At 72.4% G+C, this 13185-nt stretch carries 9 protein-coding genes; 6 read left to right on the top strand and 3 right to left on the bottom strand.

Annotated features, from left to right (window positions below):
• Positions 1-2 precede the first annotated feature (2 nt).
• From K7C98_RS14525 to K7C98_RS14505, 5 genes are read left to right on the top strand one after another with little or no spacing between them, the layout of a single operon-like run.
• Complete coding sequence (locus K7C98_RS14525; RefSeq protein WP_224192244.1) at positions 3-2726, top strand: DUF2169 family type VI secretion system accessory protein; 2724 nt, start codon at positions 3-5, stop codon at positions 2724-2726.
• Positions 2723-3832 carry a pentapeptide repeat-containing protein gene (locus K7C98_RS14520; protein ID WP_224192243.1) on the top strand — a complete coding sequence of 370 codons (1110 nt, stop codon included), beginning with the start codon at positions 2723-2725 and terminating at the stop codon, positions 3830-3832. Before K7C98_RS14525 ends, K7C98_RS14520 begins: the two co-directional genes overlap by 4 nt.
• Before the next feature lie 3 nt (positions 3833-3835).
• Positions 3836-4492, top strand: a complete 657-nt coding sequence (locus K7C98_RS14515) for a DUF3540 domain-containing protein (protein ID WP_224192242.1) — start codon at positions 3836-3838, stop codon at positions 4490-4492.
• Positions 4493-4512: 20 nt separating this feature from the next.
• On the top strand, positions 4513-4908 hold the full coding sequence (locus K7C98_RS14510; protein WP_224192241.1) for a DUF4150 domain-containing protein: 396 nt from the start codon (positions 4513-4515) through the stop codon (positions 4906-4908).
• Between the two features lie 33 nt (positions 4909-4941).
• Positions 4942-5409, top strand: a complete 468-nt coding sequence (locus K7C98_RS14505) for a hypothetical protein (protein WP_224192240.1) — start codon at positions 4942-4944, stop codon at positions 5407-5409.
• Positions 5410-5412: 3 nt separating this feature from the next.
• On the opposite strand, the gene K7C98_RS14500 is transcribed toward K7C98_RS14505, so the two are convergent.
• Complete coding sequence (locus K7C98_RS14500) at positions 5413-7092, bottom strand: glycoside hydrolase family 71 protein (protein ID WP_224192239.1); 1680 nt, start codon at positions 7090-7092, stop codon at positions 5413-5415.
• 308 nt (positions 7093-7400) lie between these two features.
• Entirely contained in the window at positions 7401-8390 is a 990-nt protein-coding gene (locus tag K7C98_RS14495; protein WP_224192238.1) for a hypothetical protein, read from the bottom strand.
• Positions 8391-9150: 760 nt separating this feature from the next.
• Here K7C98_RS14495 and K7C98_RS14490 point away from each other — a divergent pair.
• Complete coding sequence (locus tag K7C98_RS14490; RefSeq protein WP_224192237.1) at positions 9151-11823, top strand: SBBP repeat-containing protein; 2673 nt, start codon at positions 9151-9153, stop codon at positions 11821-11823.
• Between the two features lie 16 nt (positions 11824-11839).
• Here the strand turns inward: K7C98_RS14490 and K7C98_RS14485 are convergent, their stop codons facing one another.
• On the bottom strand, positions 11840-13183 hold the full coding sequence (locus tag K7C98_RS14485) for a hypothetical protein (RefSeq protein WP_224192236.1): 1344 nt from the start codon (positions 13181-13183) through the stop codon (positions 11840-11842).
• Positions 13184-13185 lie beyond the last annotated feature (2 nt).

The following is a 13185-nucleotide window of genomic DNA, read 5'->3' as shown; positions in this document are numbered from 1 at the left end:
CCATGCGCGTCGTCAAGCCCGGCAAACTCGGGGTGCTCACCCGCTGTTACGAGCACGAGCGCCGCTACTACATGGGCGTGTCGGTGCTGGCGTTCATCCCGATCGGGCTGGCCGCGCCGGCGCCGATCCTGCTGAGCGAGGTCGACATGTGGAAGTTCGCCGCCAAGCAGCTCGGCGGCGGGTCGCTCGATGTCGGGATCCCCAAGCGCCGCGGCGAGTTCCTGGTGATCGGCAAGGCCTACGCGCCCGGCGGCGCGGCCCGGCCTCGGTTCTCGGCCTCGGCGCAGGTCGGCGCGTCGAAGAAGACCGTCGAGGTGTTCGGCGATCGCAGCTGGCGCGGCTCGACCATGACGTCGCCGGCGCCGATCACCGAGATGCCGCTCGACTGGGCCCACGCGTTCGGCGGCCCTGAATTCCCGCACAACCCGCTCGGCAAGGGCCACGCCGAGGTCGAGGTCGGCGGAGCGAAGGTGCGGCCGCTGCCGAACCTCGAGTCGCCGCTGCAGCGGATCGGCTCGCCGCGCGACCGACCGGAGCCGGTCGGCTTCGGGCCGATCGACATCACCTGGCCGCAGCGCGCCGCGCTGGCCGGCACCTACGATCAGGACTGGCTCGAGAACCTGATGCCGGGCTTCGCCCGTGACATCGACTGGGGCCTTCACAACATCGCCGCGCGCGATCAGCAGGTCGAGGGCTTCTGGACCGGCGAAGAGGCGTATCGCTTCGACAACATGCACCCGGCCCGGGTCGTCGCGGGCGCGCTGCCGAAGGTCCGCGCCCGCGCGTTCATCAGCCGCTCGCACGCGCCCGGCGAGCCGCGGGCGAGCTTCGCGGCGGTGAAGAAGGCGGCGAGGCAGCCGCCCGCGGCGATCGACGAGGTCGAGCTGGCGCTGCAGACCTTGTGGTTCTTCCCCGAGGCCGAGCGAGCGGTGCTCGTGTGGCAGGGCCAGGTGCACGTGGCCGAGGAGGACGGCGCCGACGTCGTGCACCTGCTGGTCGCAGGCGAGCACGAGGGGCGCGCCAAGCCGCTCGAGCACTACGTGACCACGCTGGCCGCCCGCCTCGATCCGGAGTGGGGCACGCTGGCGGCGCTGATGGACGGCGAGCTGCTGCCCGAAGATCTGGCGCTGCTGCCCGACCAGCCGCCCGACGAGGACGAGCAGCTCAGCCAGGTCGAGGGCCTGACCCAGCAGAACCTGCACCGGCGCATGGTCGCCGAGTCGCAGAAGGCGCGCGACATCGTCGCCAGCTACGGCCTCGATCCCGACGTCCACGGCCCCGAGATCCCGCCGCCGCAGCCGCCGCCGCCGAAGCTGCACGAGCTGCCGGACCTCATCGCCAGGATCCAGGCCGACTGCAAGAAGAAGCAGGCCGAGTACGAGGCGACCTACGCGACCAAGCTGGCCGAGGCCGAGCGCGACGCCGACGCGGCCAACATCCCGGGCTTCGACGGCAAGTCGCTGCGCGCGGAGATCGACGCCAAGCAGGTCGGGCCGCCGACGTTCACCGCGGCGGCGATGCACGCGTCGCTGGTGGCGATCGCGGTCGACTGCCGGCGCCGCGACACCATCGTCGACGAGATCGAGGACATGATCGTCGACAAGGCCCTCTACGCGCAGTGGCAGGAGACCGAGCACAACATGCGCGAGAGCTACCGGCTCGTGGCGCATGTGCAACACCCGGCGCCGGCGATGGCGCCGGAGTGGCGCGAGCCGACCCGCGAACGGCTGCGTCTGGCGCTGGAGCAGAAGGAGGACCTCTCGACCCTCAACTTCACCGGGGCCGACCTCGCGGGCATGGACCTGCGCGGCGCCGACCTGACGGGCGGGCTTTTCGAGAGCGCGAACCTGACGGGCGCCGATTTGCGCGGATGCAAACTGACGCGGGTGGTGCTGGCCCACGCCGACCTGACCGACGCGCGGCTCGACGGCGCCTGTCTGCAGCGCGTGAACCTCGGCAAGGCCAGGCTGACGCGCACCGTGCTCGCCGACGCCGACCTGCGCGACGCGATCCTGACCGAGGCCCGGCTCGACGGCGCCGACCTGCAGCGCGCCTGCGCCACCGGGGCGACGTGGATGGGCGCGCACCTGTGCAGCGTCGACGCGCGCGGCCTGGTCGGCGAGAAGCTCAACTTCCTCGAGATGACGATCGTCAGCGCCGATTTCAGCGGGGCCCGGCTGACCGGCTCGAGCTTCATCAAGCTGCGGCTGCGCGGGGCCCGGTTCGCCCGGGCGGCGCTCCAGTCGTGCACGTTCCTCGAGTGCGACGCCGAGGGCGTCGAGTTCGCCGGCGCGAACCTCGAGCAGTCGCGCTTCGTCGGCGGCTGCGCCCTCGACCGGGCCGAGCTCGCGGGCGCCACGCTGAAGCGGGCCAACCTGCGCGGCACCTCGCTCGCGGCGGCCAACCTGCGCGAGGCGCTGCTCGACGGCGCGGACCTCAGCGAGTGCGACCTGGCCGGGGCGCGGCTCTACCAGGCGAGCGCCCGCGAGGCTCGCTTCGAGGTCGCCGACCTGCGCGGCGCCGAGCTGCTGGCGGCCAACCTCATGGGCGCGAGCCTGGCCCGCGCGGCCCTCTACGGCGCCGATCTGCGCGGGGCCAACCTGCACGGCGCCGACATGGCCCGCGTGCGCACCGATGACAGGCTGCGGCTCGACCAGGCGCTGATGACGAAGGTCCGCGTGCACCCGAAGCACGTCGAGCAGCCCCGGGAGGAGCGCCGCCGATGACGTCGCTGCGCATGGACGACCCGACGCAGTGGCGGCCGCCGGCCGACGCCGACGAGCTGGCGCGGCAGGTGCATGAGGGTCGCGAGCTGCGGAAGATCGATCTGTCGCGGCGAGACCTGCGCGGGGTCAAGCTCGGCGGGGCGATCTTCCACGAGGTCGACTTCTCCGGCAGCGCGCTCGACGGGGCCGACCTGCGCGAGGCGTGCCTGACCGAGTGTCGCCTCGACGGCGCCAGCCTCGCCGGCGCCAACCTGCATCAGGCCGTGCTGAGCAAGTGCAGCCTCGTCGCCGCCAGCTTGCGCGAGGCGACGTTGACCGGCGCCAAGGTGCACGAGCTGGTGGCGACGGAGATCGATCTGGGCGACACCGATCTGCGGGTGGCGTCGTTCGTCAAGTGCCGGCTCGACCGGGCGCGCCTCGGCGGGGCCAAGCTGGTGCGCTGCGCCTTCCTCGAGTGCGAGCTGGCGGGCGCCGACCTGCGGGCGTGCCGGCTCGACTCGGTGACGCTGCTGGCGACCGATCTGCGGGCGACGCTGATCGAGGGCGCGGAGTTCGAGCGCTGCACGCTGATCAAGGCCACGCTGTCCGGCATGCGCCTTCACGGCATGCGCTTCCCGTTCACGCAATTCACCGACGCGGCGCTCGAGGGCTGCGACCTGAGCGGCGCCGATCTGCGCAACTGCAACTTCAAGGGGGCGAAGCTGGCGAAGCTCAGGGCGGGGCGGGCGCGCCTGACGAACGCGCTGTTCGTCGAGGCCGACCTGCGCGGCGCCGATCTGCAGGGGGCCGAGCTCACGCAGGCGATCTTCGTCGACGCCCGGCTCGAGCGGGCCCAGTGCGCCGGGGCGACGATGTATCAGTGCATCCTGCACCGGGCGAATTGTCGCGAGGCGACGTTCCGCGGGGCCGACCTGGTCTACGCCGACTTCTCGCAGGCGATCGTCGCCGGCGCCGACTTCACCGGTGCGTCGATGTTCCGTGCCAACCTCCACGCGGTCGAGGACGAAGGGGCGAAGATCCCGAACCGCGCCGTCACCCTCGGGACCGACCCCGAGCTGGCCGCCGCCCAGGGCTGGCGCCCGACCATGCCCCCTCCCAAGGAGTAGCGAATGCAAGTCCACGATCTCCAGCGTCTCCGTGTCCCCGCGACCGCGCCCGCGCATCAGGGCAGCGCGATCGTCCGCGAGCTGCGCGAGCAGTCGATCGCGCTGAGCGAGGAGCCGGACGGCGAGGCGTGGATCGCTCGCCGGGCGGCCAGCTGCCTGCTCGCGCCGGAGGTGGGCGATCGCGTGTGGTTCGTGGTCGAGGCCGGCGCGCCCGGGCAGCAGCGCTGCTTCGTGACGGCGGTGCTCGAGCGCGAGGGCGACGCGGCGGCCCGGCTCGACGTCGCGGGGGCGCCGGAGCTGCGGATCGAGGCGACCCGGCTGACGCTCCGCGCCGAGGCGCAGCTCGAGCTGCAGGCCGACGAGCTGCGCGCGCGCGGCCGGCTCGCGCGGGTGGTGCTCGACGAGTGCTCGTCGGTGCTGCGCACGCTGTTCACCCACGCGAGCAAGGTGACGGTGGTCGGCAAGGTGGTCGAGACGCTGGCCGACCGGATCAGCCAGCACAGCAAGATCTCGCAGCGCAGCGTCGAGCAGATCGATCAGGTCAAGGCCGGCACCATCGACTACCGCGCGACGTGCAGCGCCCAGATCGGGGCCGAGCACGCGCTCGTCACCGGCGCCGAGCTGGTCAAGATCGACGGCGGCCAGATCCACCTCGGCTGAGCCTCACGAAAGGAGCCATCATGTTCGCCAATACACAGATGATGGGCGTCGACACCGGCTTCCCCGATGTCTGCCTGACACCCTCGCCGGCCGGCCCGGTGCCGGTCCCGTACCCGAACATCACCGCCGGGCCGATGGGCGTGCCCGCCGTCTACAACGTGCTGTTCATGTGCGCCCCGGCGCACAACATGGCGACGACGATCCCGATGACCAATGGCGACAACGCGGGCCTCGCCACGGGCGTCGCCTCGGGCACGGTGATGGGCCCGTCGCGTCACTTGACCGGCGCCTTCACGTGCCTCGTCGGCGGCCTGCCGGTGACCCGCGTGACCAGCATGGCGCTGCAGAACTCGACCAACTGCCCGGGCGTGCGCGTGGTGCCGAGCCAGGTCAAGGTGCTGGTGCTGGCGCCCTGATGCACGCGCGGAGTTTGTGCGATACTCGCCGCGATGACCGGCACGTCCACGAACCCCGGGCTCGCGCTCCTCTTCATCCCCGGGACGCTCTTCTGGGTCCTGGTGCTGGCGGGGATCTTCACCAAGAACACGTTCATGATCGGCGGGGCGGTGGTGCTGTTCGTCGTCACCGCCGTGGGCGCGATCACGATCAAGGCGCGCGCGAGCTCGGCCCGCAACGCCGAGCGGCTGCGCGTGTGGCAGGGCGGGACGCCGGGGCGCGCCCGCATCGTCACGATCGGCACGAAGGGCGGCGCCATCAATGGTCACCCCAACATCGACTTCGACCTCGAGGTGACGCTCCCGGGGCAGGAGCCCTATCGCGTGCAGGTCACGAGCCTGGTGTCGAAGCTGGCGATCTCGCGGGTCCAGCCCGACACCCAGATCGACGTGCGCGTCGATCCGGGCAACAAGCTGAATGTCCTCATCGACGCCGCGCTGACGCCGTACGGCTACGAGTGAGCGCTACTGCATGAGCGGGCTGCGGTCGCAGGGCAGGCTGCCGCCCGAGCGGTAGAGCATGTCCTGATAGACGATGGTGTTGTCGATCGGGAAGGCGCTGACGGCCTCGGCGACGGTGGCGCCGTCGCGGACGACGCGGAAGCTCGGCGTGCCCTCGGCCAGCGGGACGCGGAACGACTGGATCCCGGCCCCGGCCTCGGTGGTCTCGACCTCGCCGCCGACCTCGATCTCGAGGGTCGCGGGGGCCGTCAAGAACGCGAGCAGCTCGATCTCGTCGAGCGGGGCGCCGCCGTTGACCGGCTCGTAGACCGACTCCTGCAGCGCGAGATCGGGCATGGCGGTGGTCGCCTGCAGGCGGTGTGAATAATAGAGGGCGTCGCGGACGATCGGCGGCTGCTGGCCGGTCTTGAACCAGGTGACGTAATAGGCGGTCAGGTCGAACAGGGCCCATTGCGTGCCGCTCGACGGCGAGACCTCGGAGGCCTCGGAGTAGTCGTTCCAGGTGATGAGCTGGACCCATTCGGCGTCGCCTTCGACGGCGGCGTCCCACAGCAGGCGCATCGTCTGTGTGTTGCCGGCCTCGCTGAAGATGAGGTCCTTCGGCCGCGAGTCCTGCGGGCGCACCGGCGACATCCACTTCACGCCGAGCGCGTGGGCCTGCTCGGCGTTGCTGGCGTAGCCGGTCGCGCCGGAGACCGTGGCGGGGCCCCACGACGAGGTGCCGAGGAGCGGCAGCTCGGCCTGGAAGCTCGTGGTGGCGGCGCTCCATGGCGACACGAAGACCGGCCACAGCACGGCGTCGATGCCCTCGGCGGCGAGGGCGTCGATCGTCGACGCCCACCACGCGGGGCTGCGCTTGTCGGCGGCGAACGGGGCGAGCAGCAGCTCGCCGCCCTCGGCGCGGAACACCGCGGGGTGCCCGGCGACCTCGGCGATCGAGTCGACGAAGGCGACCTGGGCCTCCATGTCGCTGCCCTCGTAGGTCGAGGTCATGTCGGGCATGAGGACGATGCGGAAGTCGGGGTCGGCGTTGCTGCTGGCGTCGAGCAGCTTGAGCAGGCGGTTCCAGTGGGTCCCGCTGGTGTTGAGGATGTCGTAGGTGAAGCCGTCGAGCCCGAGCGCGACGGCGCGGCGGACCTCCTGCTCGAAGTTGGCCAGCTCGTAGTCGACGTCCTGCGGCCGCGGGGGCTGCGGGAGCGGGCGCTCCTTGATGAAGCCGCCGCAGTAGGCGAACTTGCCGTCCTCGCCCTCGGGCCGCAGGTAGTGCTTGGCGTAGTAGTCCTCGGCGGGATCCTTGTTGTCGAGGGACACCGGGTAGGGCGAGAAGTAGTGCGCGAACACCTTCTTCGGCGAGTCGCGCAGCTCGCTCAGCGGCGGGGCATCGAACGGCCAGCAGGGGGTGCTGTCGACGGGATCGCCGGTGGTCTCGCCGGTGGTCGCGTCCGCGGTCGTGGTGCCGTCGGTGGCGGTGGCAGAGGTGGTGGGCGGCTCGACGGTCGTGGCGGCGGACGAGGTGGTGGTCGGCGTCGCCGTGTCCGGGTCGGTGGTGGCCACGTCGGTGGTGGCGTCGGTGGTGCCTGCGGTCCCGGCGCTCGACGTGCTGCCGGCGGTGCCGTCGCCGCACGCCGCGGCGAGCGCGGCGGTGAGCAGGAGGTGGCACAATGGGGCGTTCGGCGCGCGCATGGTGGAGGGCAGGAGACCGAACTGTGCCCACAGTTGTCAAGGCGCGCGGGTGCGCCGAGGCGCGCTCGTGCGGCCGAGTTTCGATCGCAGTGAGGTGCGCCGTGGTGGCCGGGCCCCGCCGCGCGTCGTTCTCGAATGACGGCAGGATCACGCTGCCGTCATTCGCAGCCGCTCCAGACGATGTGCGCGTGGCCCCCCGCCGCGCTCGACTCGAGCTCGATCCGGCCGCTCGCGTCGATGACGGCGAACTCGGCCGGTGTGATCCGGCGTGTGGGATCGGCGAGGCCCGTGAGCTCGTCGGTGCGCGCTCAGAAGTGATAGTCGAGCTGGTACGGCACGCAGGCGAGGTTCTGCGGGGTGTCGACGCGGATCCAGATCTTGGCGCTGTCGTCGAGGCCGTCGCAGTTGAGCTTGGGGGCCACGCTGCTGGCGCTGCAGCAGCCTTTCTGGCCCAGCGGGGCGATGTCGTCGGTGGCGCCGCCGCAATTGATGCTGGTGCCGCCGCTGTTGCACTGCAGGTAGACGCAGACCCGCCCGCCGCCGCCGTCCTGGGTGACGAGGCTGCGCACGGGGTCGACGTAGTTGAGGAAGGCGTCGTCGCCGGCGAAGGTGAACCAGTCGACGTCGTTGGCGCCCTTGATCGTGCCGCAGGCGAACGAGCCGTCGCCGTCGTCGTCGCTGATCGTGCCGAGGTTGAGGGCGGTCTCCTGATTGTCGTGCGGCTCGGCGCCGTAATCCTCGCAGGCGTCGGTGACCTGCTTGCACGGGCGACAGGCGGCGTCGGTGTGGCAGAACCGGCTCAGGCCGGGGCCGCAGGCGGTGTGCATCGGCCTGGGGGTGTTGACCGGCGTGGCGCCCTCGCAGGTGTCGTCGGTGCAATCGTTGGCGTCGTCGGGGACGTCGGAGGCGTCGAGCACGGTGACGATGTCGCCGGCGTCGCACACGTAGCGCTGGCAGTCGCCGGGCACCTGCGGCGGCGGGTCGTCGGCGAGCTGGCTCTGCAGGCCGCCCTCGCCGTCGCAGACGTCCTGCCGACAATCACCGACGGTGCCGGGCCAGACTGTCCCGGCGGGCAGGTCGGCGAGGCCGCAGGCGCCGTCGGCGCAGGTGATCTGCCGGCACGGCCCGGGGAACGGGCAATTGTTGGGACACTGATCGGCGCCGGTGGTCGGAATGTCGTCGGTGGTGCCGCCGGTGCTGCCGGTCGAGGTCGTGGGACCGGTGGGATCGTCGTGGAACAGACAGGCGCCCGCGAGCACCGTGGTGAAGATGCCGATCGCCGCCGTCGTGCCTCGCATCGCCCGCTCCTCCGATTCGAGGATGCCCGGGCGGGACGGGCCGCGCGAGGACCTCGTCGGGGGGCCGCCGAGGGCGGGGCCGCGCGGGGCGCCGCGCTGTGCCTGCTGCTCGCGGGGGCGGGCGCGAAGCTGGTGCTGGTGGTCCTGCGCGCGCTCGTTGGGGCGGCGGGGCGGGCGGAGTGGGCGCGCGTGCGAGAGCGATCTGCTCGACTGGGCGGAACGCTCGCGGGGCGCGGGTCTGTCGTAGCGACAGAGCGCGGGCGAAGACGCGGGGCCGTGAAGATCGTCGAGGGGGCGGACGGGGGGCGGCGAAGGCGGGTCCCTGCGACGCGGGTCCTCCCGAGGCACGTGCTCGGCGCCGCTGTCGCTGCGATGGTGGCGGTCGCTTCCGGTCGATTGTCGCGGGTGCATGGACCTGCGGCGCCTCCGCGCGAGCCTCAGGTCCTCCCGCTGCTTCCCGCTTCGCCGCCCCTCGTCCGCCCCCGCGGAGAACGTCGCGGGCCCCGCTTGTCGAGGCGAGGTGGGCCATCGTGGGGTAGCGGAGTGATGGCTCGATCGGCACCCTGTTTCGCCGGTCCTGAATGAGGGCCGCAGGCCCTCCTGGGTTCGGCGATGGACCGCCGGATTTCGCGTCACGCGGGGCCGGAGAGCCAGGGCTCTCACGGGCCAGACGAGCGGCCGGCGCCGGTTTGCGGCTTGCGCCGCCAGCCGCGATCATGCGACAACCGCGTGGATATTGGGACCTGCTGGTCATTGGAACATGCTCTCGTCCGTCACGCCTTCGCCCTCGAAGACGGCGCGCGTCGCCGTCCTTGCACTCACCGGGTTCGCCTGCACCGCCGACGGCGGCGGCATGACGAGCCCCGACACCGTCGCGGCCACCGACACGGAGGCCGCGACGAGCACCGGCGAGGTGACGAGTACCCTGGCGACGACGAGTACCACCGGCGGCGAGGCGCCGACGACGACCGAGCTGACCACCGACTCCGGGCCGACGTCCGGGTCGACGACGATGACCGAGCCCGAACCCTCGACCGACACGAACGCTGATCCCGCGGTCTGCGGCGATGGGGTCGTCGAGGGCGACGAGGAGTGCGACGACGGCGACGCCGACAACGACGACGCATGCCTCGCCGACTGCACCGACGCCCGCTGCGGCGACGGCCACGTCGGGCCGGGCGAGAGCTGCGACGACGGCAACGGCATCGACGACGACGGGTGCAACAACGCCTGCGCGCCACCGAACTGCGGCGACGGCCAGATCGGCGGCGACGAGGCGTGCGACGACGGCAACGACGACAACACCGACGCCTGCCTCAACAACTGCGTGGCGGCCGGTTGCGGCGACGGCGTGGTGTGGGCCGGGGTCGAGGCGTGCGACGACGGCGACGGCGACGACGACGACGCCTGCCTCCACACCTGCGTGGCCGCGAGCTGCGGCGACGGCGTGGTGTGGGCCGGGGTCGAGGCGTGCGACGACGGCAACGGCGACAACACCGACGCCTGCCTCGACACCTGCGCGGCCGCGAGCTGCGGCGACGGCCACGTCGGCCCCGGCGAGGGCTGCGACGACGGCAATGCCGCCGACGACGACGGCTGCTCCAACGTCTGCGCCCCGGCGAGCTGCGGCGACGGCCAGGTCGACGCCGGCGAGGCGTGCGACGACGGCAACGCCGACGACAGCGACGCCTGCCTCGACACCTGCGCGGCCGCGAGCTGCGGCGACGGTTTCGTGTGGGCCGGGGTGGAGGCGTGCGACGACGGTAACGCCGACGACACCGACGCTTGCCTCTCGACGTGCGAGGCGGCCGGCTGCGGCGACGGTCACGTGTGGGCCGGGGTGGAGGCGTGCGACGACGGTAACGCCGACGACACCGACGCTTGCCTCTCGACGTGCGAGGCGGCCGGCTGCGGCGACGGTCACGTGTGGGCCGGGGTGGAGGCCTGCGACGACGGCAACGCCGACGACAGCGACGCTTGCCTCTCGACGTGCGAGGCGGCCAGCTGCGGCGACGGCCACGTGTGGGAGGGCGAGGAGGACTGCGACGACGGCGACGCCGACGACGGCGACGAGTGCCCGTCCGACTGCCTCACCCCGTCGTGTCAGAACCTCCTGCTGGACGGCGACGAGACCGGCACCGACTGCGGCGGGAGCTGTGACGCCTGCCCGACCGGGAGCGGCTGCCAGGTCGACGGCGACTGCCGCAGCGGGTCGTGCCAGGCCGGCGTGTGCAAGGACACCTGCACGCAGTGGATCCGCCAGTTCGGCTCGAGCAAGGACGACCGCGCGTTCGGGATCGCGGTCGACCCGGCCGACAACGTACTCACCGTCGGCCAGACCTCGGGTGAACTCGACGGCAACGTCAACGCGTTCGGCAACGACATCGTCGTGACCAAGTACTCGCCCGCGGGGACCAAGCTGTGGCTGCGCCAGACCGGCACGACCAACTCGGACTACGCCATGGGCGTCGCCAGCGACGCCGCCGGCAACCTCCTGGTCACCGGAGCGACCGGCGGCTCGCTCGACGGCAACATCGGGGCCGGCGGCGCCGACGTGTTCCTCATGAAATACGGCCCGGACGGCACCAAGCTGTGGACCCGCCAGCTGGGCACCCCCGCCACCGACGTCGGGGTCGACGTCGCGGTCGACAGCGCCGGCGACGTCCTGGTCGCCGGCCACACCGGCGGCCACCTCGACGGACACGTCAACGTCGGCGGCAACGACCTGTTCATCCTCAAATACGACGCGAGCGGTTTCCATCAGTGGACGCGTACGCTCGGCTCGCCGCAGCTCGAGGCCGTCGAGGGGATCGCGGTCGACGGCGCCGGCGACGTCCTCGTCGTCGGCTTCACCCAGGGAGCGCTCGACGGCAACGTCTCCCTCGGAAACAGCGACATCTTCGTCACCAAGCACTCGGCGGCCGGGGCCAAACAGTGGACCCGCCAGTTCGGCACGAACGACTCCGACTACGGCTACGGAGTGGCCGCCGACGGCCACGACAACGTCATCGTCGTCGCGCAGGTGTACAAGGCGTACGATCTCCATCCGTACCTGGGCGGCGGGGACGTGCTCGTCGTGAAGTTCGACCCGGCCGGCGCCAAGGTATGGAGCCGCATGTTCGGTACGGGCGCCGGCGACGAGCCCAAGGGTGTCGCCATCGACGCGTCGAACAACATCTACGTGGGCGGGTTCACCACGGGCAACCTGGGCGGCAGCAACGCCGGTCTCTACGACTACTTCGTGACCCTGTACTCCAAGGGCGGGACCCAGTTGTGGTCCCGCCAGCGCGGCACGAACAAGTCCGACTTCGCGAGCGACATCGCGGTGACCAGCTTCGGTGCGCCGGTGATCTCCGGCCAGACCGACGGGTCGTTCGGACCGCCGAATCTCGGCAGCAACGAATGGGTCGAGGCGATGTTGTGCCAGCCGTGAGACGCTCGCGCTGTCCTCAAGGACAGGGGCGGCGCAGCGGGAGCCAGGTGCTGGGGAGGCCGTCGCCGGCGAGCAGGACGCCGGCGTGGCCGGGGCGGGCGAGGAGGTGGACGTCGTAGCCGCGGGCGATCTCTCCGCGCTCGCCGTCGTGCGGGAGGGCGACCGCGGGCTCGGCTTTCCATTCGCCGGGGGCAGGACGGGCGTACTGTCGCCGGCCGGCGAATTGCCAGACGTCGTGGTACTCGCGGACGCCGTCGGCGTCCTCGGGGCCGTGGCGCAGGCCGGCGCTGGCGGCGAAGTCGACGAGGAGGACGCCGTCGCCGAGGGCGAGGAAGCGCTGGCGGGCGTGCTCGAACTTCGGCAGGAGCTCGGGGGCGCCGGGGCGCAGGTCCGGGCCGATCGGGACGAAGGCGCGCCGGGCGTCGGCGGCGGTGACGACGAGGCCGTGGCGGTCGGGGAGGGCGAGGTGAGCGAGGTCGGCGCAGTCGGGATCGGCGGTGGGGAAGGAGTCCTGACGGAGCTTGCCGGCCTCGAGGTCGAAGGCGGCGAGGCCGATCGTCTTGCGCTCCGACCAGGCGATCCGCCACTCCTGGCCTTCGAGCCAGGTGACGAGGCCGCTGCAGTCCCAGCGGCCGAGATCGCCGAGCCGGACGGCGCCGCTTTCGCCGAGCTCGACGAGGGTGCGCGACTTCCGGTCGCCGTTGGGGGTGGCGACGCCGAGGCAGCGGCCGGCGTCGCAGTGGGCGGCCCACACGGTCATGCCGGCGCGCGGGCCGAGGCGGCCGCCGGTGGCGACGTCGAGGAGGAAGGTGTCGCCGTCGTGGCGCTCGCCGCCGGGGCGCCGGGCGTCGCGGTAGAGGGAGACGAGGGCGCGGGCGCCGTCGCTGGCGACGCCCTTGGGATACTCGCCGGGGACGAGGCCCGGGACGGCGACGGGGGCGGCGACGACGGGGGCGTCGCGGTCGCGCAGGTCGACGGCCGCCCAGGTGGGCTCGTCGGTGAAGAACAGCCGCAGGCCGCTGTCGCGCTCGACGGCGATGTCCTCGGTCCAGTCGGGGAGGCGGGTCCGCGCGAGCGCACCTGCAGCGTCGAGGTGGAGGAGGACGGGGAGGTCGCCCTCGCGCGCGACCAGCCAGCGCTTGCCGGCGACGTCGCCGAGGTCGACGACCGCGGCGAGGCGGAGCTCCTCGGCGGCCGGCTGGTCGATCGGACAGGTGGCGGCCACGGCCGGGGCGGTGGCCGATGGATCGGGCGGCGCGGCGGAGGTCGGCTCGGCGGGAGGCGGGTCGACGCGCGCGCCGCAGCCGAGCAGCGCGGCGAGGAGGAGCCGCGAAGGGGCGGTGAAGAGCGGCGAGGACACGA

Source organism: Nannocystis pusilla (assembly GCF_020073745.1).
Classification (GTDB): Bacteria; Myxococcota_A; Polyangia; order Nannocystales; family Nannocystaceae; genus Nannocystis; species Nannocystis radixulma.
The sequence above is the reverse complement of the archived record's forward strand: the minus strand, read 5'-3'. Positions and strand labels throughout refer to the sequence as shown.